This is a genomic window from Sinobacterium norvegicum (genome assembly GCF_923077115.1).
Classification (GTDB): Bacteria; Pseudomonadota; Gammaproteobacteria; order Pseudomonadales; family Sinobacteriaceae; genus Sinobacterium; species Sinobacterium norvegicum.
The window spans coordinates 967,274-993,172 of the sequence record NZ_CAKLPX010000001.1 but is presented as its reverse complement, the minus strand read 5'-3'; the positions used below and the strand labels follow the sequence as shown (position 1 = coordinate 993,172).

The following is a 25,899-nucleotide window of genomic DNA, read 5'->3' as shown; positions in this document are numbered from 1 at the left end:
GTCTAATCCTTATGCGGAAGCGCGAGGCAGTTCAGGCATGTTAAGTGCGCGTTTGGCGATAATATCGAGCTGTACTTCTGAGCAGCCACCGGCAATGGAAAGTGCCTTTGAGAAGGCCCAACCTTGGGGTGTCAATAATTCATCGCTGCTGAACTGAGTGTCTTTCCAGCCCAAAGACTGGGATCCCAGCAATGCCATGAGCAATTCTTCTTTGCGCTTTTGCTCTTCGGTACCGCAGTATTTCATGATCAGCGGTAGGTTGGAGGTTTGACCGGTCATGCGCTCTTCGAAGGTGCGGAAGTGGGCAAGGCCGAGGGCGCGGAAATTCATTTCATGCTGAACCAGCTGATCGCGCAATGCGCGGTCTTTTAGCTTGCCGTCCTCGCCCTTACCAACATATTCTAGTGCCGCTTGTACCGGGCCGAAAGTTGGCCCCGGTGTGTCGCCACCGATCTCACTCATCAGTTTGCGTTCGTGCTTGAGTAGCGCCTTGGCCACAGACCAGCCAGTGTTGAGTTCGCCAACCAGGTTTTCCTTCGGTACTTTGACGTTGTCGAAGAAGGTTTGTACAAATTCAGACTCGCCGCTGATCAGTTCGATCGGCGTAACCGATACGCCCTCTGACTCCATGTCGATCAATAGAAAACTGATGCCTTCCTGTTTACGCGCAGCGGGGTCGGTTCGCACCAGGCAAAATATCCAATCAGATTTATCGCCGTTGGTGGTCCAGATTTTGGTACCGTTGACCAGGAAGTGATCGCCTTTGTCTTCGGCCTTGGTTTGCAGTGAGGCAAGGTCAGAACCTGCACCAGGCTCAGAATAACCCTGACACCAGCGGATATTACCGGCGGTGATTTTCGGCAGGTGCTCAGCTTTTTGTGCCTCTGAGCCGTATTCGATTAACGCGGGGCCGAGCATCCAGATACCGATATCAAGCAGCGGTGTGCGAGCACGGATGGCTTTCATCTCTTCGCGTAATACCTTGCACTGTGCATCGCTGAGACCGGCACCACCGTATTCGGTTGGCCACTCAGGAACGGTATAGCCTTTGTCGCGACAGCGTTCAAACCAGAGTTTGCCATCTTCGGTAGGGAATGACTTGTTTTTACCTGCCCAAACCTGTTCTTCGCGAACGGCTGGCTGGCGTTGGCTTGCTGGGCAGTTAGCCTCTAGCCAGTCCCGAGTTTCTTGACGGAAGGTTGCTAAAGCATCCATTGGCTGTCTCCTGTTATTAAAGAGCGTATTAATTTTGGCTCGATGATATACGGTAAAGAGTCTCTGCTCTAACAGTGTTCGCTGTCGTGGAGAGACTTTAATGTATCGTTATTTTATCTATTCATAGGGTTAGCTAGGATAGCTATTAGGCAGCAAGGCTCAATAGCAAAATAGGTCAATCGCTGCTAACAAAAAGTGTCACGCAGGTTAAAAGCCTGGCGGGAACGCACGGCAGCAGTCTATAGGGGCTGTTATAGAATGACAGAGGCCATTGGTAAACACTGAATTGCCATTAGTAAACGCTGTGCCGCCGCCGGGTTGAGCGAGCAGGCTATACCGCCTCGCTTTGAGGGCGGCTACTTTTGCTGAGCCATTGTTGTAGCTTGCCTGGCAATTGATCGAAGATAATCGGCTTGGCCAGAATATCTTCCATGCCAGCGGCGAGGCAGCGCTCGATGTCACGCGTCATGGTATTGGCGGTGACGGCAATGATCGGAGTGGCTGCATTGAGTGGCGATTGTTTAATGACTTGCGTTGCTTGATAGCCGTCGACCACAGGCATTTGGCAATCCATAAATATGATGTCGTAGGCATTAACCTTGGCCATATTAACCGCTTGCTGGCCGTTGTCTGCACTGTCTACCTGATGACCCAGTTGTTGCAGTTGCGCCTTGATAATCATCAGGTTGACCGGGTTGTCCTCGGCCACGAGTATGGCCAGTGTTGGCTGCGGTTGATTGTCGATGAAATTTGCCCGGGGCAATGGCAGGCTGAGAGTAAAGCAGCTGCCGCTGGGCTGTAGGCTGTGGTAGCGCAGCTCGCCCTCTAGTAGATGAGCCAGTTGATGACTGGTGGTGAGGCCGATGCCCAGGCCCTGATATGAGCGACTAAACCCAGCCTCTGATTGAATAAACGGATTGAAGATTGTCTGGGCCTGTTCGGCGCTGATGCCGCAGCCGCCATCACTTATCTCAAAATCAATACGCTGGCTGTTTTGCGCTGCCGTCACCTGAAGTTTTATATTCCCCTTGTGGCTAAACTTAATGGCATTGTCGAGCAGGTGCTGGAGGATGATTTCAATTTTAGCAATATCGCCCACCACCCATGAGGGCAGGGTGGGCATGGCCTCAAATTGAAACGTCAGCCCCTTGGCCTTGGCATTGAGCTGGTATAGTTTGCTCAGCCGCTCCAGGTGTTGTGGTAAATTAAAATGTTGGTTGTGGGCTTGTACATGACCGGCTTGAATGTCGCTGAAGTTGAGCAGCGTGTCGATGTGATGTTTGATTTTTCCGGTGCTGACAGACGCTGATTCGAGATACTGGCTGGCCTGTGTGCTTAGCCCTTCACGCTGAATCATGGCGAGAGAGCCGGCAATGCCGGTAATCGGCGTACGAAGCTCATGGCTGATGGTAGACAGAAAATTATCCTTTGTTTTATTGCTTATTTCTAACTGCTTTAAGGTGTCGGCGAGCTCCTTGTTGATGGCTTTTTGTTTCAGCGTGGCATTGCGCTCAAGCTCTTCTTTTTCCCGCTGCAATTGGTTGAGACGGTGAGCCAGGGCAAGGGATAGCGAGAAAACCTCGATGGCCGAGCCTATTTGGCTGGCCGAATGAGTTAGCCAATTGCCGGGCAGTATGCCGACGGCGGTGAGGCCAACCACCGAGGCGCCTAATAAGATGCAGCACCAGCCGATGAGGAAAAACAGGGCAATAGCCACCTTCTTGCGGTAGCAGGCAATGCCAGAGGCAATAGCGATTAAGGTAAAGGCTAATATCAGCACAATGCCCAGCGGTGTGCTGAGGTGATAGGGGATGAAAAAGCTGGCGGCGGCCAATAATAAGCTGAGCGCTGCGATGGCAAGCATCAGCTTATCGGCGATTGGGACCACATGCCGGGTCTTTAGGAAGCTGCGGCTAAACAGGGCGGCAAACAAGCAACTGAGTGAGACCAGCATTGGCGTTGCAACATTGTTCAGCGCTGGATGGTTAGGCCAGAGATACTGGAAGGCGTAGCCAGTAATAGAGGCCTGCATCAGGGTAAAACTGGCGATGTACAGCACATAAAGTAGGTAGCTGGTGTCTTTGATCGAAAAATAAATGAACAGGTTGTAGCACATCATGACCAGTAGCAGGCCAAAGTAGATACCGTAGATCAGTTTATTGGTGTTCTGTTGCTCTATCAGTTGAGACCAGTTGACAATATTCAGGGGGACATCGATGGAGCTGCTCGAGGCTACCCGCAGGTAGAGTGGTTGGTCTGGGCTAATATAAGGGTTGAGCGGGGCAACAATAAAATTCGTCACGGGGGTCAGGGTGTTTTTCGCAACACTATTGCCTACTTGTTCCGCCTCGTAGTTGCCTTTACTGTTCGGCCTGAATATTTGTACGTTATTGAGTGGCGCATAGTCGATAACGAGAAAATGTTGCTCGAAGCTGTGTTGCTCGTCGGGGGAGATTTTTAACCAGTAGCTATATGGGCTATAGCCCGCATGCAGCGCTGAACCTTCGAGCGGGGTGTAATTTTTTTGTTCGACAGCCTGCTCAATAGTGAGCTGACCTGAGGGGTCGATGAGATAGCTGGCATTGAAAGCGGCGGCATCTGCGGTGTGAAAAAAAGCGATCGACACTGCCACGGTGAACAGCAGTAGTAGTGAATGTAAACGTTGGCTATATACTGACATTATTATAGTTATTGTTTATTTATGATGAAAAGCAGTCAGTTAATATAATGACATTGTAGTGATTTAGCTAGGGAATAGTGCTGGCTTGGCCGTCGCTGTATGCTTTCAGTCATGCGATGCCCGCTGCTGCTGGGCTGTATTGAATTCGAACAGTTGGTAATATTGCAGCGTTATAGTTGTTTTGCGGGTATAATAATTCGGTTTTGTGGTCTATTTAGTTGAATGATTTTTTTTGGGGTTAGTTGTTGTGAAAAGAACCGTATTCCGTACGCCGGTGATTACTACTGTGTGCTATTACATTGCGCATTTCTTTATGCGTTTGCGAGGCTGGAAGGTTGTCGGTGAGGCGCCCACCCACAAAAAATATGTGCTTATTGCGGCTCCGCACACCAGTAATTACGATTTCCCGCTGATGCTGGGTTCTGCCCTGATCCTGAAAATGGACGTTCATTGGATGGGTAAATCATCGTTGTTTAACTTTCCTACCGGCGGTCTTGCTCGTTGGCTGGGGGGAATTGCAATCGATCGAACGAAATCTAACAACACCGTTGATGCTACGGCAAAAGTCTTTGCTCAGGCCGAGGAGTTAATCGTCGTTATTCCACCCGAGGGAACTCGAGCGGCAGTCACGGAATGGAAGACAGGGTTTTATCATATTGCCCATCAGGCCAAGGTGCCGATTGTCATGGGCTATGTTGATACCGCGACAAAAACCAGTGGTTTTGGTCATAGTTTCATTCCCACCGGCGATATCGACAAGGATATGGTTGAAATTCGAGCGTTTTATCAAGATAAGCACGGCTTCGACTAAGAGCCCTCTGCTGACTGCCTCACTAATTGAGGTGGTAGTGACGCTTTTGCCCATTGCAATGGCAAAATTGACTGTTCCTGTCATTGGGTTGGTCGCCAAATTTACATACAATCCCTGCTATAAAGTCTAATAATAATTGCCCGGCACACGACTGGGCGTGGGGGATGGATGTTCAAGCTTCAATGGATTCAGTGTTTACCGGTTCTAATTTACGCCAGTATCTTTGCCTGCAGTGCTGCCGTTGCGACAGAGTCTGGCGGCATGGGTACAGGTTCGGTGACGACTGAAAAAATCATTGCCGCCGATCAGTACCCAAATGACTGGATGTCTCACGGCCGAGATTATAGCGAGCAACGTTATAGCCCGTTGACGCAAATTGACGCTCAATCCGTTAAGGGCTTAGGCTTGGCCTGGCACTATGAGACGCGCTCAAACCGGGGCCTTGAGGCGACGCCAATTGTCGTCGATGGGGTGATGTATGTCAGCGGTGTCTGGAGTGTGGTCTATGCACTCGATGCCAAGACGGGTGAAGAGCTCTGGGTTTATGACCCGCAGGTGCCGCGAGAGTGGGGCCAGTTTGCCTGTTGTGATGCGGTTAACCGAGGGGTGGCTGTCTATGAGGGCAGGGTGGTTGTCGGCACACTCGATGGCCGCCTGGTGGCGATTGACTCGCAAACCGGCGATATGCTTTGGGAAACGCTGACCATTGATAAAAAGTACCCCTATACCATTACCGGTGCGCCGAGAGTAGCCAAGGGTAAGGTCTTTATCGGCAATGGCGGTGCCGAGTACGGTGTGCGTGGCTATGTCAGTGCCTATGATGTTGACAGCGGCGAATTGGCGTGGCGTTTCTTTACGGTGCCCGGTGATCCGGCGCTGGGCTTCGAGAACGAGGCGATGGCCAATGCCGCTGAAACATGGAATGGCGAATGGTATCAATACGGTGGCGGAGGGACGGTTTGGGATTCTATTGTCTACGACCCCGAATTGGATCAACTCTATCTTGGTGTTGGTAATGGTGGCCCATTTGATATTGATATCCGATCCCCTGGCGGCGGCGATAATCTTTATGTCAGTTCTATTGTTGCGTTAAACCCCGATTCCGGTGAGTACATTTGGCACTACCAGCAAACGCCGGGCGATATGTGGGATTACACCTCGACGCAGCAAATTATGCTGGCCGATATGGAGGTCGAAGGAGTGTCGCGCAAGGTCATTTGGCAGGCACCGAAAAACGGTTTTTTCTTTGTTGTTGACCGAGTCAGTGGCAAGTTGATATCGGCTGAGCCCTACAGCGCTGTTAACTGGGCAACAGGTTATGATCTCAGCACCGGTCGTCCGATGATCGATCGCGATGCCTCGGATTATCGTCGCGGCGAGAAAATAGTTCGTCCCGCTCATATGGGCGCGCACAACTGGCATCCAATGGCCTATAACCCGGTCACTGATTTGGTGTATATCCCGGTGATTGAGGCGATGGTGCCGTTTCGCAAGGTTGAAGACTTCGCATTCTTGAAGGGGCGCTGGAATACCGGTATCGATATGAATGAGGTGCCACCGGGCGATACCCAGTTTGCCAGCCTGTTGACGCAGAAGATTACCGGTGGTCGGCTGGTCGCTTGGAATCCCAAAACACAGCAGGAGGCCTGGGGTGTTCAGCACCCGCTGTCGTGGAACGGTGGGGTCTTGGCAACGGCCGGTCAGCTGGTCTTTCAAGGCACAGCCGATCAGCGCTTTGTTGCCTATCGTGCCGACAACGGCGAGCAGTTATGGCAGGCCGATACGCAGACAGGGGTCATCGCAGCACCAATCAGCTATCAAATTGATGGCGAACAGTATGTTGCCGTCGCTGCCAGCTGGGGAGGGATCTTACCTTTGGCAATGGGGGTGAAGCCAGACAGTGTTGCCAGTCATGGCCGTATTTTGGTGTATAAGCTGGGTGCCGATGTTGCGTTGCCCTCGATTGCCCTGGTTAACGAATATCCTGAGCCACCTGCGCGGATGGATGTGGGTGCGGAGCGCATTGCCGAGGGAAAGGCGTTGTATCATAACTTTTGCTATGGCTGCCATGGCACCAACGCTGTCTCTGGGGGGATGATTCCGGATCTGCGTCATCTCAACAGCAACTATCACGACATGTTTGAGCAAATTGTCTACGACGGTGCCTTGAGGGGATTGGGAATGGTCGGTTTCTCGGATGTTATGAGCAAACAAGAGGTTGAGTCGGTACATGCCTATTTGATCGAAGAGGCTCATGCCGATGCCGAATACCGTCAGCAGCCACCGTGGTGGCGCTCGCTGAAAGCGTGGTTCTACGGCATTGGTGTCAGCGTCGTCAAACTCTTAACCAGCCTCGCCTAATCGTTAGTGGGCAATGGAGTAGCAGCGGCGACTTTCACAGTCGCCGTTTTGCTTTTAGCCTTGGCTGTTGGGTTTGCCAGTAACACGGTGTTGTTAAGGTGAAAGGCGGGTTAGAATAGCCTTCAAACACATATCCACTGCACATAAAGGCATCGTCATGGAACAACCGCATTCAACCATGTATCTCGATCATACCGATCAGCAGTTAGAGGACTATATCGATGCCATTATCGATCTGGTTGACTTTGATTTCGCCGTCAAGACGATGACTGATTATGCTGACCCGGCGGTATCTGCGCCGCTGTTGGCCAAGCAGTTAACCGAGGCCTTTGAGCGTGATGCACTGTACGGCATCGGTTTTGAGAGCTTGGAAGAGGAGCAGTTTCTGTTTTCTCTGATTGCCGGCGAGTACCGTCATGGTTTGATGGCCGCGACCAGTGAGGCGCAACAGCTGGCGCTGGCGGATAAGTTGGATCCGTTGTTTGCCGTGCTGGCGTCAGTCTTAGCCGCTGAAATGCTGGGTTAGAGGCTGTCCTTACCTGCTGCTAGGCAGCCCCCCTGTTGGCATGTGTTACTACTTTTTCTGGGCGTCGAGTGCCTGGCCGTTAACCGCCAGGCTGTCATTCCCCATCAGATATAAATAACAGGGCATGAGTTGTTCTGGCGAAGGGTTGTTGGTGGGTCTTTCCGAGGGGTAGGCAAGGCGACGCATGGCGGTATTAGTGGCGCCAGGGTTTAAGCTGTTGCTGCGAATATTGCTGACATTCTCGAGTTCGTCGGCCAGGGTTTGCATCAGCCCTTCGATGGCAAATTTACTGGCGGCATAAGCCCCCCAGTATGCTCGACCCTGTCGCCCCACGCTTGAGCTGGTAAAGATAATTGAGGCGTTATCGGCGGCTCTGAGCAGCGGCATTAAATGACGGGTTAGCAGATAGGGTGCGTTGACGTTTACCTGCATCAGTTGCATCCAGGTGCCAGTGTGGGAACTCTCGATAGGCCCCATTTGACCAAGTTGTGCGGCATTATGCAGCACGCCATCAAGTTGACCAAAATTACTGTCGATGATATTGGCCAGTTGTTGGTAGTCATCATCGATGGCGCCATTGAAATCAATCGGGTAGATCGCTGGCTGAGGGCCGCCAGCCTGTTCAATCTCGTCGTATACTTTTTCCAGCTTCTCGACGGTACGGCCGGTAAGAATCACCGTCGCACCGTGGGCAGCATAAGTAATCGCGGCAACACGGCCGATGCCATCACCGGCACCGGTGACCAAAATTGTTTTGCCCTGCAATAATGATTCTGGTGCCTGATAGTTTTGCATGGTGGTTTGGACGTTAGACATTTGTTATTCCGGTAATAGTGCTGATAGCTGTTGCTGGCAGTGTTGAATAATCTCGAGGGGGTGGTCGATAACCATATCGGCCAGCCAGTTGTCGGCGCTGTCGTCGTCCTCGATATAGCCGTAGCGGCAGGCCATTGTCGACATATTCGCTGCTCGGCCGGCATCGATATCTCGGATGTGATCGCCAATATAGAGACATTGCTTGGCATTTACCTGCAGCTGCTCCGCGGCCAGTAGTAATGGCTCCGGGCTGGGTTTGGCTTGGCTGACGTCGTCGGGGCAGACGACGCTGGTAAAGTAATGACTGAGCTCAAGTTTGTCGAGTAGCGCCAGGGTGAATGTCGAGGGCTTGTTGGTCACAATTGCCATGGGTAGTCGCTGCTCGACGCACCAGTCTAAGACTTCCTGCATGCCGTCGAACAACTTGCTGCGATGACATAAGTGCTGCTGGTAAAGTGCTAGGAATTCCTGGCGCAAGGCTTCAAAGCCCGGTGCGTCTTGTTGGATGTCAAAGCCGAGGCTGACCATTGCGCGGGCACCGTGCGAGACGACGCTGCGCAATTTTTCATAGCTGACACTCTCGCGTTGGTGTGTCGCTAATTGCTGATTGAGCACCCATTCAAAATCTTTGGCAGTATCGAGCACCGTACCATCGAGATCGAATAACACTGCTGCTAATGGTAGGCGACTCATTTTGGTTTACGGACGTGAATCATATAATTGACATCGACGCCGTCACCGAGCTTGTAGCTTTTAGTGATCGGGTTGTAATGCAGGCCAATCATATCAACCAGCTCTAGCCCGGCTTGGCGTACCCATAGGGCAAGTTCGGATGGGCGAATAAATTTAGCGTAGTCATGGGTGCCCTTGGGTAGTAGTTTGAGGATGTATTCGGCGCCAACAACCGACATTAAATAAGACTTTGGATTACGGTTGATGGTCGAAAAGTACAGGTCGCCTCCCGGCTTGGCCATCGCGGCACAGGCTTGAATGACAGAGCTTGGCTCGGGCACGTGCTCCAGCATTTCGAGGCAGGCAACGACATCAAAGCGTTCCGCGTTGTGCTGCGCCATCGCTTCGGCGGTCGACTGTTGGTAGTCAATATCGAGTTTTGATTCGTGCAAATGCAGGCGGGCGACATTAAGTGGGGCCTCGCCCATATCAATACCGGTTACCTCGGCACCCCGTTGCGCCAAGCCTTCAGATAAAATACCGCCGCCGCAACCCACGTCGATAATTTTCTTGCCAGCGACGGGCGAGTGCTCGTCGATAAAGTTCACCCGCAGTGGGTTGATCTCGTGCAGCGGTTTAAACTCGCTGGTGAGGTCCCACCAACGGCTGGCCAGGGCTTCAAATTTAGCCACTTCGGCCTTGTCGACGTTGCTGTTATGGTCGGTGTTCGCGGTGGTTTCGGTCATAGTCGGGCTCTGGGCGCTGTTGTCAGTCATGATGTCTTTTTTATCTTGTCTCGCCAAACACAGGCGCGTTGATAAATATTGTCGGCATCGAGCGAGGTGAGTTGGCGGTTGCAAACTTTTTGTTCGCCAGCCACCCAAACATGGTTAATCGCTGCGCTGTTATTGCCGTAAATTAATTGTGAGAGTGGATTGTATACCGGTTGGGCGGTGACTGTCCCCATGTCTATCGCAACTATATCGGCAAATTTACCAATTTCCAGGCTGCCAATCTTATCATCCAGACCCAGTGCCTTGGCGCCGTTGATGGTAGCCATGGCCAGGGCCTGTTGGGTATTAACGGCGCTGGCGTCGCTGGCAACAGCCTTGGCCAGTAGGGCGGCGGTGCGCAGTTCGCCGAGCAAGTCCAGGTCGTTGTTGCTGGCGGCGCCGTCGGTGCCGATAGCGACGTTAATGTCTCGATGATGCAATTGCTGGACGGGGCAGAAGCCGCTGGCCAGCTTGAGGTTGGATTCCGGGCAGTGGATAACGCTGGCGCCGCTGCGTTGCGTAATGGCGATGTCGTCATCATTGAGTGCTGTCATGTGCACCAGTTGGGTATTGTCACTGAGCAGGCCTAGCTCATCTAGGCGTTGCAGTGGTCGTTTGCCTGTCTCTTTTATGGCATCGTCGACTTCATGCTGGGTCTCGTGGCAGTGGATCTGGACAGCAAGTTGGTGTTGCTTGGCCAGGTTGACGATTTTTTTCATGCTGTCATCACCTACGGTATACGGGGCGTGTGGGCCAAAGGCGAAGCTGATCAGAGAATCTGTTGTGGCGCTGGCCAGGGCAAGCCCTTTGTCGATGGCGTCATCGGCATTGTCAGACCAGTTGTTGGGGAAGTCGAGTATCGGAAAACAGAGCTGGGCACGCATGCCGGCATCAATACAGGCGGCTGCGGTCTGTTCAGGGAAGAAATACATGTCACTGAAACAGGTGGTGCCGCCGAGTAGCATCTCGGCAATGGCCAGATCGCTGCCGTCGCGGACGAAGGACTCTTCTACCCACTGTTGTTCCGCCGGCCAAATGTGTTGTTGCAGCCACTCCATCAGCGGATAGTCGTCGGCATAGCCGCGCAGCAGAGTCATAGCGCTGTGTCCATGGGCGTTGATCAGGCCAGGTATCAGTAGGTGTTGGTCGAGCTGATGGTGTTGCCGGCCTTGATAGTCGGCCAGGATCGTCTCGCTGTCGCCTATGGCGACAATTATGCCGTTATCGATGGCGATGGTTTGTCGTTCAGTAATGCCGCTGCTGGGGGCCGGATTGTGTTGGTCGACGGCGGCCAGCCAGTCGGCGGAAATAGTCGTGTCGACGGCGATTTTGTGGGCAGTCATGGCTCGGCCTTTAAGGGGGGTGAAGGTGTGGTGTTGATTTAGTATACCTAATTCGTGGATAAAAACGCCGTTTAAGCCGGTTTATGGGCCTTATATTCGGTCTGGCGTCGTTTCCTATGTTGAATGCGAAACTACTAATATAACTAAAAGCGCTTCTAGCGCCTCTGAGGACGTGACAGGGGTGGTTTATATGTTATGATCTTGTACTTTGTTCGCGAATGCAGATGTCAGCGTTCTTCTGCTGTTTTCTCGTGATTTTCAACTGATTACATACATTAGGGGCAGCACTACTCCATGGGCGAAATAGCTAAAGAGATTTTCCCGGTTAACATCGAAGATGAGATGAAGCAATCCTACCTCGATTATGCCATGAGCGTTATCGTTGGTCGTGCACTTCCCGATGTTAGAGACGGTCTAAAGCCAGTACACCGCCGCGTTTTATTCGCGATGAGCGTGCTCAATAACGATTATAATAAAGCCTACAAAAAATCGGCCCGTGTGGTCGGCGACGTGATTGGTAAATATCACCCCCACGGCGACTCCGCTGTTTATGAAGCCATTGTTCGTATGGCGCAGCCGTTCTCGCTGCGCTATATGTTGGTCGATGGTCAGGGTAACTTTGGTTCTGTCGATGGAGATAGTGCGGCAGCCATGCGTTATACGGAAATCCGTATGCGTAAGATTACCCACGAAATTCTCGCCGATCTCGATAAAGAGACGGTCGATTACGTTGAAAACTACGACGGCACCGAGCTTATTCCCGCCGTTATGCCGACCAAAATCCCCAACCTGTTGGTCAATGGTTCATCCGGTATCGCCGTTGGTATGGCGACCAATATTCCGCCGCACAACCTCAGTGAGGTGATCAGCGGTTGTTTGGCAATGATTGCAAACAGCGACATTACCGTCGATGAGCTTATGGAGCATATTCCAGGGCCCGATTTCCCGACCGCCGCCATCATCAACGGCCGTGCCGGTATTATTCAGGCTTATCGCACCGGCCGCGGCCGTATCCGTATTCGCGCCCGCGCTGAGGTAGAAACCAACAGTAAAGGCCGAGAGGCTATCATCATTACTGAGCTTCCCTATCAGCTCAACAAGGCACGTTTGATTGAGAAAATTGCCGAGTTGGTGAAAGAGAAGAAAGTAGAGGGTATCAGCGAGCTTCGCGACGAATCGGATAAGGATGGCCTGCGCGTCGTCATCGAAATTAAACGTGGTGAAATGGGTGATGTTGTTCTCAACAACCTCTATGCTCAGACGCAACTGGAAGCCGTATTTGGTATTAATACTGTTGCTCTAGTCGATGGCCAGCCCCGTATTTTGAACCTCAAAGAGTTGCTTGAGCATTTCTTGCTGCACCGCCGTGAAGTCGTCACTCGTCGCACCGTGTATTTGTTGCGAAAAGCGCGTGAGCGTGGCCATATTCTTGAAGGTTTGGCTGTTGCTATTTCTAATATTGATCCGGTCATTGCAGCCATTAAAGCATCGGCGAACACTGCCGAGGCCCGTGAGGCGCTAATCGGTGTTGGTTGGCAGCTCGGTAACGTCGCCCAGATGCTGGAGAAGGCGGGTGAAACAGCCTGTCGTCCAGAGGACTTGCCGGAAGAGTACGGTTACCGTGACGGTAAGTATTATCTCTCGCCTGTTCAGGTTCAGGCTATCTTGGACTTACGTCTTCAGAAGCTAACCGGTATGGAGCATGACAAGCTGATTGCAGAATACCAAGAGCGACTGTTGCAGATTGCTGAATACCTCCACATTCTTGCCAGCAGCGAGCGTTTGTTGGAAGTGATTACAGAAGAGCTGGAGCAAATTCGCGACGAGTTCGGTGACGAGCGCCGTACGGAAATCACCGCCTCTACCCACGACTTAACCGTTGAAGACCTGATTCCAGAAGAAGATCGTGTGGTGACTATATCGCACGGCGGTTATGCCAAGACGCAGCCTTTGTCGGATTATCAAGCCCAGCGCCGCGGCGGCACAGGCAAGTCGGCGACAGCGGTCAAAGACGACGATTTTGTTGAGCACCTGTTGATTGCCAGCACCCACGATACCATTCTTTGTTTCAGTAATGCTGGCAAGGTTTACTGGCTGAAAGTTTTCCATATCCCCGTGGCAGGTCGTAACGCCCGTGGTCGTCCGGTGGTGAATTTACTGCCTTTGGATGAGGGTGAGCGTATTACCAGTATCCTGCCGGTGAGCGAGTATCGCGAAGACCAGTTCGTGGTCATGGCGACCGGTTTCGGCACCATTAAGAAGACAGCACTGACCAACTTCTCACGTCAACGCAGCAGTGGTTTGATTGCTGTTAACCTGGATGAGGGTGATGCCTTGGTCGGTACTGCTATTACCAATGGCGATGATGATATTATGTTGATCAGCGATGCCGGTAAGGTGGTTCGCTTCCATGAGTCCAACCTGCGTCCTCTCGGTCGTACCAGTCGCGGTGTTCGCGGTATTAAAATGGATGAGGCTAACCGCGTTATCTCATTGATGATTCCTGCGCAAGGCGGCCGTATGTTAAGTGTTAGTGAGAATGGCTACGGTAAGCAGACGGCGATGGAAGACTTCCCGACTAAGGGGCGTGGCAATATGGGCGTCATCGGTCAGCAATGCAGTGACCGTAACGGTAACCTCGTTGGTGCAGTTCAGGTCTTCGAGGGCGATGAGTTGATGCTAATCAGCAACCAAGGCACCATGATTCGTTCTCGTACCACCGAGATTTCGGTACTGAGCAGAAACACCCAAGGTGTGCGTTTGATCCGATTGAAAGACGGTGAAAAACTGGTCAGTGTCGCCCGTATCGAAGAGCCGGATGAGGACGAATTGGCGCTGTTAGAAGAAGAGCATCAAGCCGCTGCTGCTGAAGCAACGCCTGTTGCTACTGGTGACGCGATCGACGGTGAAGCTACGGCCGACGATGATGCAGAATAACTAGCTTCACGCTTAAGACACGATAAAAAAGAAAAGAAGTGAGGGCGTTATGCGTCCTCACTTTTGCATTTTAAAAGATTGAGGATGAGTGGCATGTCACGTAAATATAATTTCTGTGCAGGACCGGCAGCATTACCCGAAGCGGTGTTGAATCGCGCCCAACAAGAGATGGCGGATTGGCAGGGTAAGGGTCTTTCTATTATGGAAATGAGCCATCGCTCGCCAGAATTTGTGGGTGTGGCCCAGCAGGCCGAGGCCGACTTGCGAGAGTTGTTGAGTATCAGTGACGATTTCGCGGTACTGTTTTTACAAGGCGGAGCCAGCACTCAGTTCGCTGCTATTCCTTTAAACCTGTTGGGTGATAAGGGGACTGCTGATTATGTCAATACCGGCCAGTGGTCAAAGAAGGCGATTAAAGAAGCTGGGCGCTACTGTGATGTTAATGTCGTAGCCAGTTCTGAAGGTACGAATTTCTCGACGATACCACCGCTTGCCGATTGGCAGCTAAACCCTAATGCGGCCTATCTTCACTACACCCCGAATGAAACTATTGGCGGTGTCGAGTTCTTTGAGGAACCACAGGTTGATGTGCCCCTGGTGGCCGATATGTCTTCCACTATATTGTCGCGCAAAATTGATGTTAACAAGTACGATATGATCTATGCCGGCGCCCAGAAGAATATCGGTCCCGCCGGTTTGACGCTGGTGATTATTCGTAAGACTCTGCTGGATCGCGCCCTGCCTATTTGTCCGGCGATGCTGAATTACAAGGTTGCCGACGACAACGACTCTATGTACAACACTCCCCCGACCTATGCTTGGTATCTTTCGGGCTTGGTATTTCAGTGGCTGAAAGAGCAGGGTGGCATTGAGGCGATGGAAGTGATCAACCGCCGTAAAGCTGCCAAGCTCTATGATTATATCGATGGCTCAGGCTTTTATGCCAACCCGGTTGAAAAGCAGAGTCGTTCGCTGATGAATATCCCATTTACCTTGGCCAACAGTGATCTCGACAAGGCATTCTTGGCCGAGGCTGAGGAGTTGGGTCTGTTGAATTTGAAGGGGCATCGCAGTGTCGGCGGTATGCGAGCCAGTATTTATAATGCGGTGCCAGAGGCTGCTGTTGATGCGTTAATTGCCTTTATGTCGGACTTTGCGGCCAGACATAGCGCATAATTGCCTTACCATAAGTTTTGATGGCGCGGGGCTGCCCCGCCTAACACAGAGTTTTAATCATGAGTGATAAGCCCAGCGGTTCAGCTGTCGATAACGATGTTCCCAGCCTGCAAGAGTTGCGCGTGAGCATCGATGGTATCGATCAACAAATTCATCAGTTGTTAAACCAGCGTGCGGTCTGCGCCCAGCAAGTAGCCGATGCAAAGTTTATTGAGTTTGAGGCGGCCAAGGCCGCCGGTGAAGACCCACAAGAGGTGTTGTTCTATCGCCCCGAACGTGAGGCGCAAGTCTTACGCAAGGTGATTGATCGCAACGAGGGGCCGCTGAACGGTAAGGTTGTTGCTCACATTTTCCGTGAAATTATGTCGGCTTGTTTAGCGCTGGAAAAACCGATGCAGGTTGCCTATCTCGGCCCGGAGGGAACGTTTACCCAGGCCGCAGCGGTTAAGCATTTTGGTCACGGGGTGATACCACAGCCACAGCAAACCATTGCCAATGTGTTTTCCCAGGTGGAAGCTGGGGAATCTAATTATGGCGTGGTGCCGGTTGAAAATTCCACCGAGGGTATGGTGACGCACACCCTCGATAGCTTCTTGAATTCATCGCTGAAAATCATCGGTGAGGTTGAACTGCGTATCGAGCTTCATCTGATGGCGCAGGAGGGTGTTGAAGCCGGGGCGATTAAAACCATCGTGGCTCATCAGCAAGCATTGGCTCAGTCTCGGCAGTGGCTTGATAAACACTGGCCGCATGTTGAGCGAGTAGCCGTTAGCAGTAATGGTGAAGGCGCCAAGATGGCAGCGGATGACCCGACGATAGCGGCCGTGGCCGGCAATATGGCGCTGGAGGAATATAACCTCGTCAGCCTGTCGAGTAGTATTGAAGACTTCTCTAACAATACCACGCGCTTTTTGATTATCGGTCGAGAACCGGTCGGTGCCAGTGGCAGCGACAAGACCTCTATTGCTGTCACTACACGCAATAAGCCGGGTGCGCTGTTTCATCTGCTGCAGCCCTTTCAAGATGCAGGGGTGATGTTAACCCGTATCGATACACGGCCCTCACGTACCGAAACCTGGACCTATGTTTTCTTCATGGAGTTCGAAGGTCATGTCGAAGACCCGAAGGTGAAAGAGATTATCGAAGCCTTAACAGAGCAGTCTGTGGTGATTAAGCATTTGGGCTCGTATCCTAAGGCTGCACTGTAAATCATTTGAGTTAAGTGTTTTGACGGCATTGTGTTGTCGCCGTCGTTGGAGTTAAGAATGAGTTGTGATTTTATTGCCCAAGCGAATCTCGGTGTACAGGGCTTGCATCCGTATCAGCCGGGTAAGCCGATAGAAGAGCTGCAGCGGGAGTTGGGTGTAGAGCATGTTGTTAAGCTCGCCAGCAATGAAAATCCGCTGGGGCCAAGCCCTAAAGTAGTGGCGGCTTGCAGCGCTGCAGCGCAGGATATATGTCGCTACCCTGATGCCAGTGGTTTCGAACTGAAAAAGGCCTTGTCGGCCTATTTGTCGGTGGATGCCGAGCTGTTTACCCTGGGCAATGGCTCGAATGATGTACTCGATCTAATTGCCAGAACTTTTCTGCAACCGGGTACCTCGGCGGTTTATTCTCAGCATGGTTTTATTGTTTACCCGATTGCTGTTAAAGCCTGCGGTGCCAGAGCAATCGTCACCCCAGCAAAACAGTGGGGGCATGATTTAACAGCCATGGCGGCGGCGGTTGAGGTCGATACCAAGGTGATTTTTATTGCCAACCCGAACAACCCAACGGGCACCTCTTTTGCGCGGGCAGAATTTACTGATTTTATGGCACAGGTCCCGGCTCATGTCGTGGTGGTGCTCGATGAGGCCTATGTTGAATTCAACGACGGTGAAGACCAGTTGGATGGCGTCACGTTGTTGCCTCAGTATGATAATTTAATTGTCACCCGTACCTTTTCTAAGGCATGGGGTTTGGCGGCTTTGCGTGTTGGTTATGCGGTAGCTGGCCAGCAGATCACCGATTTGCTCAACCGTGTCAGGGCGCCTTTTAATGTTAATAGCATGGCATTGGTGGCCGCCGAGGCGGTGTTGGCTGATGCCGACTATCTGGCGCAAAGCCGGGCGGTGAATCACGATGGTATGCAGCAGCTAACCACTGGTTTAGAGAAACTCGGCGTCACTTTTATTCCCTCAGCCGGTAATTTTATTGCCGCTGAATTTCGCGGTGATGTGATGGCCATCTATCAAAAATTGCTCGAGCAAGGAGTTATCGTACGTCCGGTAGGCGTCTATGAAATGCCGCAGCATTTGCGTATTTCGGTTGGCTTGGAGAGCGAGAACACGTTGTTGTTGCAAGCCTTGGCCAAGGTGTTGGGTGAGCAGGTATGACGTTTATAGTTGATAAGCTCGTGGTACTGGGTGTGGGTTTAATTGGTGGTTCCCTGGCCAAGGCCTGTAAAGAAAGAGGTTTGGCCAGAGAGGTTGTTGCCTGGGGGCGTAAAGAGGTTAACCTGCAAAAGGCCGTCGACCTCGGTGTTGTCGACCGCTATGAGCTGGATTTAGCCGTCGCTGTCGAATCTGCCGATGTTGTTTTTATCGCCACGCCCACGTTGATTGCCGAGAAAATGCTAGCGCAATTGGCGCCCTTGGTTGGCGCCGAGACGATTATTACCGATGGGGCCAGCGTTAAGGGTAATCTCTATCGTGCTGCGCAGCGTATTTTTGGCCAAGTACCGGCTAATTTGGTGCTGGCTCACCCCATTGCCGGCTCTGAACAATCCGGTGTAGAGGCGGCGAATGCTGAACTCTATGTTAATCATCGAGTGATTCTAACCCCGACCGTCGAAACCAGTGCCCAGGCTGAGGAGACAGTGCGTCAGTTGTGGCAGGGTTGCGGTGCTGAGGTGGTGTCGATGGATGTCGATAAGCACGACAGGGTGTTGGCGGCGACCTCGCACCTGCCGCATCTATTGGCTTATTCACTGGTTGATGCGCTGGCGCAACAGGATTGTAGCTACGAAATATTCGACAATGCCGCCGGCGGCTTTCGCGATTTCACTCGCATCGCCGCCAGTGACCCGCAAATGTGGCACGATATAGTACTGGCTAACAAAGAGGCCGTGCTGTCGATGATGGATGGCTTTACCGATCAGTTAAAGGTGTTGCGTCAGGATATCGCCGAGGGCAATGGTGACGATATTATGGCCAGCTTCGAGCGTGCGCAACAGGCGCGAAATCATTTTTCCGAAATATTGCTTAAGCGCCAGCAGGGTAAGCAATAAGTTAATAACATGTGCTCCCCGGCTTTGCCGGCAGCCTCAATTTATTGAACGTTTAGTCGTTGCTCGACTAAGAGAGAAGCTAATAATGTCAGAAAACAATATTCAATTTTTAGCCAAGCCGGCCGATCGCTTAAACGGTGAATTTCGTGTGCCCGGCGATAAGTCGATGTCGCATCGTTCTATTATGCTGGGGTCACTGGCTGAGGGCACGACCACGGTTGAGGGGTTCCTAGAGGGCGAGGATGCGCTGGCGACACTCAATGCTTTCCGCGCCATGGGGGTGAATATTACCGGTCCCGATAATGGCAAGGTCTCGATAGAGGGTGTTGGTCTGCATGGTTTGCAGTCCCCGGGTAAAGCGCTGGACATGGGTAACTCAGGCACTTCCATGCGTCTGTTGAGCGGCCTGTTAGCGCCACAGCCATTTTCATCTACCTTGATTGGTGATGCGTCGTTAAGCAAGCGCCCGATGGGTCGAGTCGCCAACCCGCTGCGGGAAATGGGGGCGACAGTTGAGACCGCCGCCGAGGGACGGCCACCGATGACAGTGGGTGGCTCCAGTGATATCAAGGCAATGCATTACACGATGCCCATGGCCAGCGCCCAGGTGAAATCCTGTGTGCTTCTAGCTGGCTTGTATGCAGACGGCGAGACCTCGGTGACTGAGCCGGCGCCAACTCGTGATCACACCGAGAGAATGCTGCGTGGCTTTGGCTATGAGGTGGTCACCGAGGGCGATACCGCCAAGTTACAGGGCGGTGGAAAATTGACCGCCTGCCATATCGATGTGCCCTCTGATATCTCATCCGCCGCCTTTTTTATGGTGGCGGCAAGTATCACACCGGGTGCTGATATTACCCTGAAGCACGTGGGGATTAACCCGACTCGCATTGGTATTATTAATATTTTGCAGGCGATGAATGCCGATATCACTCTGTCTAATCAGCGTGAGGTCGGTGGTGAGCCTGTTGCCGATATTCGTGTCTGCTACCGTGGCCTCAAGGGGATTCACATTCCTGAAGACCAGGTGCCGCTGGCCATCGACGAGTTCCCCGTATTGTTCGTCGCGGCGGCCTGTGCCGAGGGGCAGACTATTCTGTCCGGCGCCGAGGAGTTACGAGTGAAAGAGAGTGATCGTATACAGGTAATGGCTGACGGCCTGATCGACTGTGGTATCGATGCCACACCGACGGCGGACGGTATGGTCATTAATGGTGTGGGCGAGGGTGTGAGGCCTTTTAAGGCAGCGACGATTGCCACCCATGGCGACCACCGTATCGGCATGTCATTTGCGGTGGCCAGTCTGCGCGCCTGTGAGATGATTACGATTAATGGCTGTGGCGCGGTAGCCACATCATTCCCCGGTTTTGCCGAGTTGTGTAACTCGCTGGGCTTTAATATTGAGGTGGTCGACCCCGATGCAAAATAAACCCACAGTCATCATAACCGTTGATGGCCCTGGTGGCGCGGGCAAGGGAACACTATGCCAGTTGTTGGCCGCCGAGTTGAATTTCGCTCTGTTAGACAGCGGCGCACTCTATCGTCTGACGGCACTTGCCGCCGATAAACAGGCTGTAGATTTTGACAATGCACAAGCCTTGGCGACGGTGGCGGCAGAGCTGGATGTGCGCTTCGATGCCGGCGAACCTGGTCAGGGAGTGACAACCTGGTTGCAGGGCGAGCAGGTAGGTGCTGAACTGCGCACCGAGAAAACTGGTGCCCAGGCGTCAGTTGTGGCAGCAGTACCAGCAGTGCGTGAAGCGTTGCTCCAGCGCCAGCGTGATTTTGCCCAGTCTCCGGGCTTGGTCGCCGATGGCCGCGATATGGGTACGGTTGTCTTCCCCGCAGCAACCGTCAAAATTTTTCTCACTGCCGGCGCCAAAGAGCGGGCGATGCGACGCTATTTGCAGCTCAAAGACAAAGGGGTGCTAAGTGAAAAGCAGTTGCAAGGCGATGGTCAAAGTGGTACCCTCGCGCGTCTTCTAGAAGAGATAAATCTTCGAGATGAGCGGGATACAAACCGTAAGACGTCACCTCTAAAGCCTGCTGAGGATGCGCAGGTTATTGATAGTACTGAAATGTCTATCGAAGAGGTAAAAGATCAGGTGCTGCAGCTACTCGCCGCAAGAACCTAGTTTCGACGTAGAGAATTTAGCCGATTGGCGGTTGCTGGTTGGCGAACAGAGTAACAAACAGTGGTGGCGCAACACGTAGCCAGCGAAAGGTGTTGTGTACTGCTATTAAAACTAGCCCGTATTAGCTGGTAAGTACGGATGAGGGCGTTTTGCCCGTCTAATCATAGGTAATTAATATGAGCGAAAGCTTGAGCTTTGCCGAACTTTTTGAAGAAAGTTTACAAACCATCGACATGAAACCTGGTTCAATTGTTACGGGTATCGTCATCGATATCGATAGCGATTGGGTAACTGTACACGCAGGTCTTAAGTCTGAAGGTATTATTCCTCGTTCTGAATTCGTTAATGAAAGCGGTGAGTTAACTCTAGCTGTTGGCGATGAGGTTCAGGTAGCACTTGAGGCTGTTGAAGACGGATGGGGTGAAACCAAACTGTCTCGCGAAAAAGCCAAGCGCGCTGAATCTTGGAAAGAACTTGAGAAGGCTTTCGAAGCTGAAGAAGTTGTTAAGGGTGTTATTTCTGGCAAGGTTAAGGGTGGTTTCACCGTTGACGTCGCCAGCATCCGTGCCTTCCTACCTGGTTCTCTGGTTGACGTTCGCCCAGTACGCGAAACTGCTCACCTAGAAGGTAAAGAGCTAGAATTTAAAGTGATTAAGCTAGATCAGAAACGCAACAACGTTGTTGTTTCTCGTCGTGCTGTATTAGAAGAAGCTAACAGCGCCGAGCGTGAAGAGCTACTGTCTAACCTACAAGAAGGCATGTCTGTTAAGGGTATCGTTAAGAACCTGACTGACTACGGTGCTTTCGTTGACCTAGGTGGTGTTGATGGTCTTCTACACATTACCGATATGGCTTGGAAGCGCATTAAGCACCCAAGCGAGATCGTCAATGTTGGTGACGAAATCGACGTTAAAGTTTTGAAGTTCGATCGCGAGCGCAATCGTGTTTCTCTAGGTCTTAAGCAGCTAGGTGAAGATCCATGGGTCGAAATCACTAAGCGTTACCCTGAAGGCGCTAAGATCAAGGCAGTTATTACCAATCTTACTGACTACGGCTGTTTCGCCGAGCTAGAAGAAGGTGTTGAAGGTCTTGTTCACGTTTCTGAAATGGATTGGACTAACAAAAACGTTCACCCATCTAAGATTGTTAACGTCGGTGACGAAGTTGAAGTCATGGTATTGGATATCGACGAAGAGCGTCGTCGTATCTCTCTGGGTGTTAAACAGTGTACTCAGAACCCATGGGATGCTTTCGCTTCTCAGTTCGCCAAGGGCGACAAGGTTAATGGCGTTATCAAGTCAATCACTGACTTCGGTATCTTCATCGGTCTTGAAGGCAACATCGATGGCCTAGTACACCTTTCTGATCTTTCTTGGAATGAAACTGGCGAAGAAGCTGTTCGCAAGTACAAGAAAGGCGAAGAGATCGAAACAACTATCCTGTCTATCGACCCAGAGCGTGAGCGTATCTCTCTAGGTATTAAGCAGCTAGAAAGCGATCCGTTCGCTGAATACGTTGCTGACAACGATAAGGGCACCATTGTTACCGGTACTGTTAAAGAAGTTGATGCCAAGGCAGCTATTGTTGTTCTTGCTGACGAAGTTGAAGGTACACTTCGCGCTTCTGAAATCAGCCGTGATAAGGTTGAAGATGCTCGCAATGTTCTTAAAGAAGGCGATTCTGTTGAGGTTATCATCAGCAGCGTCGATCGCAAGAACCGCGTTCTATCTCTATCTATCAAGGGTAAGGATGCCGCTGAAGAGAAAGAAGCTATTCAGTCTCTAAAGACTGAGGAAGCTGTTGCTCCTGCAACGCTTGGCGACTTGATCAAGGCGCAGATGCAGAGCCAAGATAAGTAATTTATTACTTTAGGTTTTGAGTCGAAAAGACGGAGCTTAGGCTCCGTTTTTTTATGTCTGTGATTTGGTGGCTGGAGTTTTGTTGTCTGCGGGGTTGCTGTGTCGCAGCAAGGATGAATTTATTTCCTGCAAATGCTTGCTAAATTAATGATTAAATTCTACTTTTTATTCTACAATAAGTGAAAAGCGCTATTGTTCGCGTTACACTGTACGTAAATTGACCGTCTTGATAGAGAGTGTATTCAAGGAATTCGTATGACAAAGTCAGAACTAATCGAAAGAATTGCAGAAAAACAGCCTCAATTGGCGATCAAAGATATAGAGACGGCTGTAAAGATTCTCTTGGAGCAGATGTCTGAATCGCTGGTAGGCGGTGATCGTATTGAAATTCGGGGCTTCGGTAGCTTTTGTTTGCACTATCGGGCACCGCGCAAGGGCCGCAACCCAAAAACCGGCGAATCGGTTGAGTTAACGGGTAAGTATGTGCCTCACTTCAAGCCAGGTAAACAGTTGCGCGAGCGGGTCGATAGTTCAGCTCAGCTTTCTCGCTAAACCAAGCTTTAGTTGATGTATTTAAAGAGGGTCGCCGATAATAGCGGCCTTTTTATTGCGCTCGATTCGGCTACGGGTTATGTTGCCGCTTCCCCCTCGTTTGGTGCATAAGGTTTTATGAGAATAATCAAACTGCTATTGCTGATTTTGCTTGTTATCGTTGTGGTTGTCATGTCGCTGTTGTTTATGGTTGAAAACAATATGGCGATGACGGTTGATCTGTTCATTTTCGATTTAACCTTGAGCAGCGGTAGCTGGGTAGTATTGTCGTTTGTGGTGGGTGCTGTGGCTGGGCTTGCGGCGGCGGCGGGAGTGTTTGTGCGTATGTATGGTCGCCAGGCACAGCTGCGCCGCAAGGTGCTTAAGCTTGAACGGACATTGGATAAGTTGCGTCGTTCGACATCGAAAGGCTGGTGATGCAGGATTTTGCCACTTTTATATTGCTGCTATCTGCCGTCTCAATCGGCTGGCTGTTAGGGCGTTATCGTCGCAGTAAAAAGGTCAGTTTGTTGCCCGCGGTTAATGCCATTCCCACCAGTTACTATCAAAGCCTCAATCTGCTGATTAGCAATGATGATAGCAATGATGCTGTCGAGAGTTTTATCGAGAGCTTCGAGGTAAATTCATCGACCTTGGCCACCCATATATCTCTGGGTAATTTATTGCGTGAGCGTGGCGATACTGAGGGCGCAACCCGGATTCATCAAAACCTTTTGGCCCGAACCAATCTGTCTATCGCCGAACAGCATCAGGCGCATATTGCTTTGGCCAAAGATTATGCCCAGGCTGGTCTGCTCGACCGTGCCGAGAGTCTACTCGACGCCCTGGTGGAAGAGGGGAGTGAGTATCTTAACACTGCGCTGAAGGAGTTAGTCGGTATCTATCAAGAGCAGCGCGACTGGCAGTTGGCGATAGATGCAGGAAGGCGCCTGATACCCAAGCGGCTGCTGCGATCTAAACGCCTGCCGAGCAGTGCGCTGTCGGTGGCGATTTCGCATTATTGCTGTGAATTAGCTGAGCAGCATATTCTGGCAGAAAACTGGCGTGAGACGAGGGCGTTGCTGCGTCAAGCGTTGGATTTCGACCCAAAATGTGTACGCTCAAACATGATTAGTGGGCGGCTGTCTATCGAGGCGGGGCACTACCGTCAGGCGATCAAGGTGCTGGAACAGATAGCGGAACAAGATCCGCTTTATATCAACGAGGTTGTTGATTCGCTGGCGTATTGTTATCAACAGTCGAACGATATCAGTGGCTTTATCCGGTTTGCAGAGCGGTTATTGCGACAGCAAGTGTTAACGTCAGTACTGATGCAGCTGGTGCTGGCTATACGTTCTCAGCAGGGTGAGGATCAGGCCAGAGAGTGTTTATTGACTTATATGAAGCGGCGCCCGACATTATTGGGTATTATTGCGCTGGTTGAGATGTATCGTGGTCAAGTTAATGACCAATCTAGTCTGGATCTGTTGACAGAGATGCTGGATGCCTTGGTGGCAAGAAACCCGCTATATCGTTGTGGTGATTGTGGTTTTGCTGGCAAGCAGCTGCACTGGCAGTGCCCCTCTTGTAAAGCATGGGGTGGTGTTGCCCCTGTCATCGGTATCGATGGTCAGTAATTCCAGTACTGCATCTGTTCTATCTTGTTAAAATTGTTTTAATCGTTTGGAGAAAAACTGTGTCCGACCCTAAAATATTAGTTGCGCTCGATTACCCTGCAGCCGATTTGGCGATAGCAATGGCGGATCAACTGTCCCCTGATTTATGCCGCTTAAAAGTGGGTAAAGAGTTGTTTACTGCTGCCGGACCTCAGTTGGTAGAAGCCTTGGTGGCGCGCGGTTTTGATGTTTTTTTGGATTTAAAGTTTCATGATATTCCAAATACCTGTGCCGGTGCTGTACGTGCCGCGGCAGAGTTAGGGGTATGGATGGTGAATGTCCATGCCAGTGGTGGTCGTCGTATGATGGAGGCGGCAAAAGAGGCGATAGATAAGTCCAGCCATAACCCGTTATTAATCGCGGTGACCGTATTGACCAGTATGGAGGCGAGTGACTTGGCAGAGATCGGCTATACGGTGAATCCTGTCGATCATGTTAAACGGTTGGCGCTGCTGACTGAGTCCTGTGGATTGGATGGCGTAGTGTGCTCGGCACAAGAGGCGCCAGTGCTGCGTCAACTGGTAGCGCCAGCATTCAAGTTGGTGACCCCCGGCATTCGACCGCTTGGCGATGCGGCTGGTGATCAGCGCCGTATTGTCACGCCGGCGCAGGCGTTGGCAGATGGCAGTGATTACCTGGTTATCGGTCGTCCTATCACCGGTAAGGAACAGCCACTGTCTGCGCTAAGGTCGATACTGGACGATATTTAATTGCTTGGCTTACTTGCCGAGTAATAAAATCATAGACTATGGTAAAACCTGATCAGCCCATCTGATCGGGTTTTCTGCTTTATGGAAGATCAAAAACAATCACAAGGAATGTGAATATGAAAAATCTAGTAACAGCAGTTTTGCTGGCGATGACTGTCGCCTTGTCTCCTGTCATGGCTGCCGCCGATGACGCCTATAGCGGTAAAGAAATTATCGATATTAATAGTGCAGAGCCTGAGCGAATAGCAGAGGTGTTAGACGGTGTCGGCCTGAGCAAGGCGCAGGCTATCGTTTCTTATCGGGCGGTTCATGGCGATTTTAAATCGGTGGAAGAACTGACTGAGGTCAAAGGTATTGGTGACAAAACTGTGGCCGATAACCGGGCGAAAATTCGTTTAAATTAGCCGTGC

22 protein-coding genes are annotated in these 25,899 nt (G+C 51.4%); 16 read left to right on the top strand and 6 right to left on the bottom strand.

What is annotated here, in order from left to right:
- Nucleotides 1-9: 9 nt before the first annotated feature.
- On the bottom strand, nt 10-1,215 hold the full coding sequence (locus L9P87_RS04325; protein ID WP_237443444.1) for an acyl-CoA dehydrogenase family protein: 1,206 nt from the start codon (nt 1,213-1,215) through the stop codon (nt 10-12).
- A gap of 331 nt (nt 1,216-1,546) precedes the next feature.
- Nucleotides 1,547-3,895, bottom strand: a complete 2,349-nt coding sequence (locus L9P87_RS04320) for a hybrid sensor histidine kinase/response regulator (protein ID WP_237443443.1) — start codon at nt 3,893-3,895, stop codon at nt 1,547-1,549.
- A 247-nt stretch (nt 3,896-4,142) separates the two neighbouring features.
- Between L9P87_RS04320 and L9P87_RS04315 the strand changes: the two genes are divergently transcribed.
- The 3 genes from L9P87_RS04315 to L9P87_RS04305 all read left to right on the top strand — a co-directional run bounded on the left by L9P87_RS04315 (nt 4,143) and on the right by L9P87_RS04305 (nt 7,593).
- A complete protein-coding gene (locus tag L9P87_RS04315; RefSeq protein WP_237443442.1) occupies nt 4,143-4,706 on the top strand; it encodes a lysophospholipid acyltransferase family protein in 564 nt (187 codons plus the stop codon).
- Between the two features lie 168 nt (nt 4,707-4,874).
- The gene (locus tag L9P87_RS04310) at nt 4,875-7,067 is read left to right on the top strand and encodes a PQQ-dependent dehydrogenase, methanol/ethanol family (protein WP_237443441.1); all 2,193 of its coding nucleotides are present in this window, start codon (nt 4,875-4,877) and stop codon (nt 7,065-7,067) included.
- A gap of 157 nt (nt 7,068-7,224) precedes the next feature.
- Nucleotides 7,225-7,593 (top strand): hypothetical protein, encoded by a 369-nt coding sequence (locus tag L9P87_RS04305; protein WP_237443440.1) that lies wholly within the window; start codon nt 7,225-7,227, stop codon nt 7,591-7,593.
- Between the two features lie 48 nt (nt 7,594-7,641).
- Here L9P87_RS04305 and L9P87_RS04300 read toward each other — a convergent pair whose 3' ends face one another.
- Genes L9P87_RS04300 through L9P87_RS04285 form a run of 4 tightly spaced genes read right to left on the bottom strand, consistent with a single transcriptional unit; the run spans nt 7,642 to nt 11,197 of the window.
- A complete protein-coding gene (locus L9P87_RS04300) occupies nt 7,642-8,409 on the bottom strand; it encodes a YciK family oxidoreductase (RefSeq protein WP_237443439.1) in 768 nt (255 codons plus the stop codon).
- A 3-nt stretch (nt 8,410-8,412) separates the two neighbouring features.
- Entirely contained in the window at nt 8,413-9,102 is a 690-nt protein-coding gene (locus L9P87_RS04295) for an HAD-IA family hydrolase (protein ID WP_237443438.1), read from the bottom strand.
- Nucleotides 9,099-9,827, bottom strand: coding sequence for a bifunctional 2-polyprenyl-6-hydroxyphenol methylase/3-demethylubiquinol 3-O-methyltransferase UbiG (ubiG, locus tag L9P87_RS04290; protein ID WP_237443437.1), 729 nt, complete (start codon nt 9,825-9,827; stop codon nt 9,099-9,101). Before ubiG ends, L9P87_RS04295 begins: the two co-directional genes overlap by 4 nt.
- Before the next feature lie 26 nt (nt 9,828-9,853).
- Nucleotides 9,854-11,197 (bottom strand): TRZ/ATZ family hydrolase, encoded by a 1,344-nt coding sequence (locus L9P87_RS04285; protein ID WP_237443436.1) that lies wholly within the window; start codon nt 11,195-11,197, stop codon nt 9,854-9,856.
- 294 nt (nt 11,198-11,491) lie between these two features.
- Between L9P87_RS04285 and gyrA the strand changes: the two genes are divergently transcribed.
- The 13 genes from gyrA to L9P87_RS04220 all read left to right on the top strand — a co-directional run bounded on the left by gyrA (nt 11,492) and on the right by L9P87_RS04220 (nt 25,893).
- The gene (gene gyrA / locus L9P87_RS04280) at nt 11,492-14,134 is read left to right on the top strand and encodes a DNA topoisomerase (ATP-hydrolyzing) subunit A (RefSeq protein ID WP_237443435.1); all 2,643 of its coding nucleotides are present in this window, start codon (nt 11,492-11,494) and stop codon (nt 14,132-14,134) included.
- Nucleotides 14,135-14,227: 93 nt separating this feature from the next.
- Nucleotides 14,228-15,310, top strand: a complete 1,083-nt coding sequence (gene serC / locus L9P87_RS04275; RefSeq protein ID WP_237443434.1) for a 3-phosphoserine/phosphohydroxythreonine transaminase — start codon at nt 14,228-14,230, stop codon at nt 15,308-15,310.
- A 59-nt stretch (nt 15,311-15,369) separates the two neighbouring features.
- Nucleotides 15,370-16,518: a prephenate dehydratase gene (gene pheA, locus L9P87_RS04270; RefSeq protein WP_237443433.1), complete on the top strand. Its 1,149-nt coding sequence runs from the start codon at nt 15,370-15,372 to the stop codon at nt 16,516-16,518.
- A 57-nt stretch (nt 16,519-16,575) separates the two neighbouring features.
- On the top strand, nt 16,576-17,685 hold the full coding sequence (gene hisC / locus L9P87_RS04265; protein WP_237443432.1) for a histidinol-phosphate transaminase: 1,110 nt from the start codon (nt 16,576-16,578) through the stop codon (nt 17,683-17,685).
- The gene (locus L9P87_RS04260; RefSeq protein WP_237443431.1) at nt 17,682-18,578 is read left to right on the top strand and encodes a prephenate dehydrogenase/arogenate dehydrogenase family protein; all 897 of its coding nucleotides are present in this window, start codon (nt 17,682-17,684) and stop codon (nt 18,576-18,578) included. Before hisC ends, L9P87_RS04260 begins: the two co-directional genes overlap by 4 nt.
- A gap of 85 nt (nt 18,579-18,663) precedes the next feature.
- Nucleotides 18,664-20,007 (top strand): 3-phosphoshikimate 1-carboxyvinyltransferase, encoded by a 1,344-nt coding sequence (aroA, locus tag L9P87_RS04255; protein ID WP_237443430.1) that lies wholly within the window; start codon nt 18,664-18,666, stop codon nt 20,005-20,007.
- Nucleotides 19,997-20,713 carry a (d)CMP kinase gene (gene cmk, locus L9P87_RS04250; RefSeq protein ID WP_237443429.1) on the top strand — a complete coding sequence of 239 codons (717 nt, stop codon included), beginning with the start codon at nt 19,997-19,999 and terminating at the stop codon, nt 20,711-20,713. Before aroA ends, cmk begins: the two co-directional genes overlap by 11 nt.
- Nucleotides 20,714-20,889: 176 nt before the next feature.
- Nucleotides 20,890-22,572 carry a 30S ribosomal protein S1 gene (gene rpsA, locus L9P87_RS04245; protein ID WP_237443428.1) on the top strand — a complete coding sequence of 561 codons (1,683 nt, stop codon included), beginning with the start codon at nt 20,890-20,892 and terminating at the stop codon, nt 22,570-22,572.
- A 255-nt stretch (nt 22,573-22,827) separates the two neighbouring features.
- Nucleotides 22,828-23,124 (top strand): integration host factor subunit beta, encoded by a 297-nt coding sequence (ihfB, locus tag L9P87_RS04240; protein WP_237443427.1) that lies wholly within the window; start codon nt 22,828-22,830, stop codon nt 23,122-23,124.
- A gap of 117 nt (nt 23,125-23,241) precedes the next feature.
- Nucleotides 23,242-23,541 (top strand): lipopolysaccharide assembly protein LapA domain-containing protein, encoded by a 300-nt coding sequence (locus L9P87_RS04235; RefSeq protein ID WP_237443426.1) that lies wholly within the window; start codon nt 23,242-23,244, stop codon nt 23,539-23,541.
- On the top strand, nt 23,541-24,740 hold the full coding sequence (gene lapB / locus L9P87_RS04230) for a lipopolysaccharide assembly protein LapB (protein WP_237443425.1): 1,200 nt from the start codon (nt 23,541-23,543) through the stop codon (nt 24,738-24,740). The genes L9P87_RS04235 and lapB overlap by 1 nt, the downstream gene beginning before the upstream one ends.
- 59 nt (nt 24,741-24,799) lie before the next feature.
- Nucleotides 24,800-25,489, top strand: coding sequence for an orotidine-5'-phosphate decarboxylase (gene pyrF, locus L9P87_RS04225; protein ID WP_237443424.1), 690 nt, complete (start codon nt 24,800-24,802; stop codon nt 25,487-25,489).
- Between the two features lie 116 nt (nt 25,490-25,605).
- Nucleotides 25,606-25,893, top strand: a complete 288-nt coding sequence (locus tag L9P87_RS04220) for a ComEA family DNA-binding protein (protein WP_237443423.1) — start codon at nt 25,606-25,608, stop codon at nt 25,891-25,893.
- Nucleotides 25,894-25,899 lie beyond the last annotated feature (6 nt).

Coding starts and splice junctions, on each gene's coding strand:
- L9P87_RS04325 (WP_237443444.1), bottom strand. CDS start 1,215: ATGGATGCTTTAGCAACCTTCCGTCAAGAAACTCGGGACTGGCTAGAG.
- L9P87_RS04320 (WP_237443443.1), bottom strand. CDS start 3,895: ATGTCAGTATATAGCCAACGTTTACATTCACTACTACTGCTGTTCACC.
- L9P87_RS04310 (WP_237443441.1), top strand. CDS start 4,875: ATGTTCAAGCTTCAATGGATTCAGTGTTTACCGGTTCTAATTTACGCC.
- L9P87_RS04305 (WP_237443440.1), top strand. CDS start 7,225: ATGGAACAACCGCATTCAACCATGTATCTCGATCATACCGATCAGCAG.
- L9P87_RS04300 (WP_237443439.1), bottom strand. CDS start 8,409: ATGTCTAACGTCCAAACCACCATGCAAAACTATCAGGCACCAGAATCA.
- L9P87_RS04295 (WP_237443438.1), bottom strand. CDS start 9,102: ATGAGTCGCCTACCATTAGCAGCAGTGTTATTCGATCTCGATGGTACG.
- ubiG (WP_237443437.1), bottom strand. CDS start 9,827: ATGACCGAAACCACCGCGAACACCGACCATAACAGCAACGTCGACAAG.
- L9P87_RS04285 (WP_237443436.1), bottom strand. CDS start 11,197: ATGACTGCCCACAAAATCGCCGTCGACACGACTATTTCCGCCGACTGG.
- gyrA (WP_237443435.1), top strand. CDS start 11,492: ATGGGCGAAATAGCTAAAGAGATTTTCCCGGTTAACATCGAAGATGAG.
- serC (WP_237443434.1), top strand. CDS start 14,228: ATGTCACGTAAATATAATTTCTGTGCAGGACCGGCAGCATTACCCGAA.
- pheA (WP_237443433.1), top strand. CDS start 15,370: ATGAGTGATAAGCCCAGCGGTTCAGCTGTCGATAACGATGTTCCCAGC.
- hisC (WP_237443432.1), top strand. CDS start 16,576: ATGAGTTGTGATTTTATTGCCCAAGCGAATCTCGGTGTACAGGGCTTG.
- L9P87_RS04260 (WP_237443431.1), top strand. CDS start 17,682: ATGACGTTTATAGTTGATAAGCTCGTGGTACTGGGTGTGGGTTTAATT.
- aroA (WP_237443430.1), top strand. CDS start 18,664: ATGTCAGAAAACAATATTCAATTTTTAGCCAAGCCGGCCGATCGCTTA.
- cmk (WP_237443429.1), top strand. CDS start 19,997: ATGCAAAATAAACCCACAGTCATCATAACCGTTGATGGCCCTGGTGGC.
- rpsA (WP_237443428.1), top strand. CDS start 20,890: ATGAGCGAAAGCTTGAGCTTTGCCGAACTTTTTGAAGAAAGTTTACAA.
- ihfB (WP_237443427.1), top strand. CDS start 22,828: ATGACAAAGTCAGAACTAATCGAAAGAATTGCAGAAAAACAGCCTCAA.
- L9P87_RS04235 (WP_237443426.1), top strand. CDS start 23,242: ATGAGAATAATCAAACTGCTATTGCTGATTTTGCTTGTTATCGTTGTG.
- lapB (WP_237443425.1), top strand. CDS start 23,541: ATGCAGGATTTTGCCACTTTTATATTGCTGCTATCTGCCGTCTCAATC.
- L9P87_RS04220 (WP_237443423.1), top strand. CDS start 25,606: ATGAAAAATCTAGTAACAGCAGTTTTGCTGGCGATGACTGTCGCCTTG.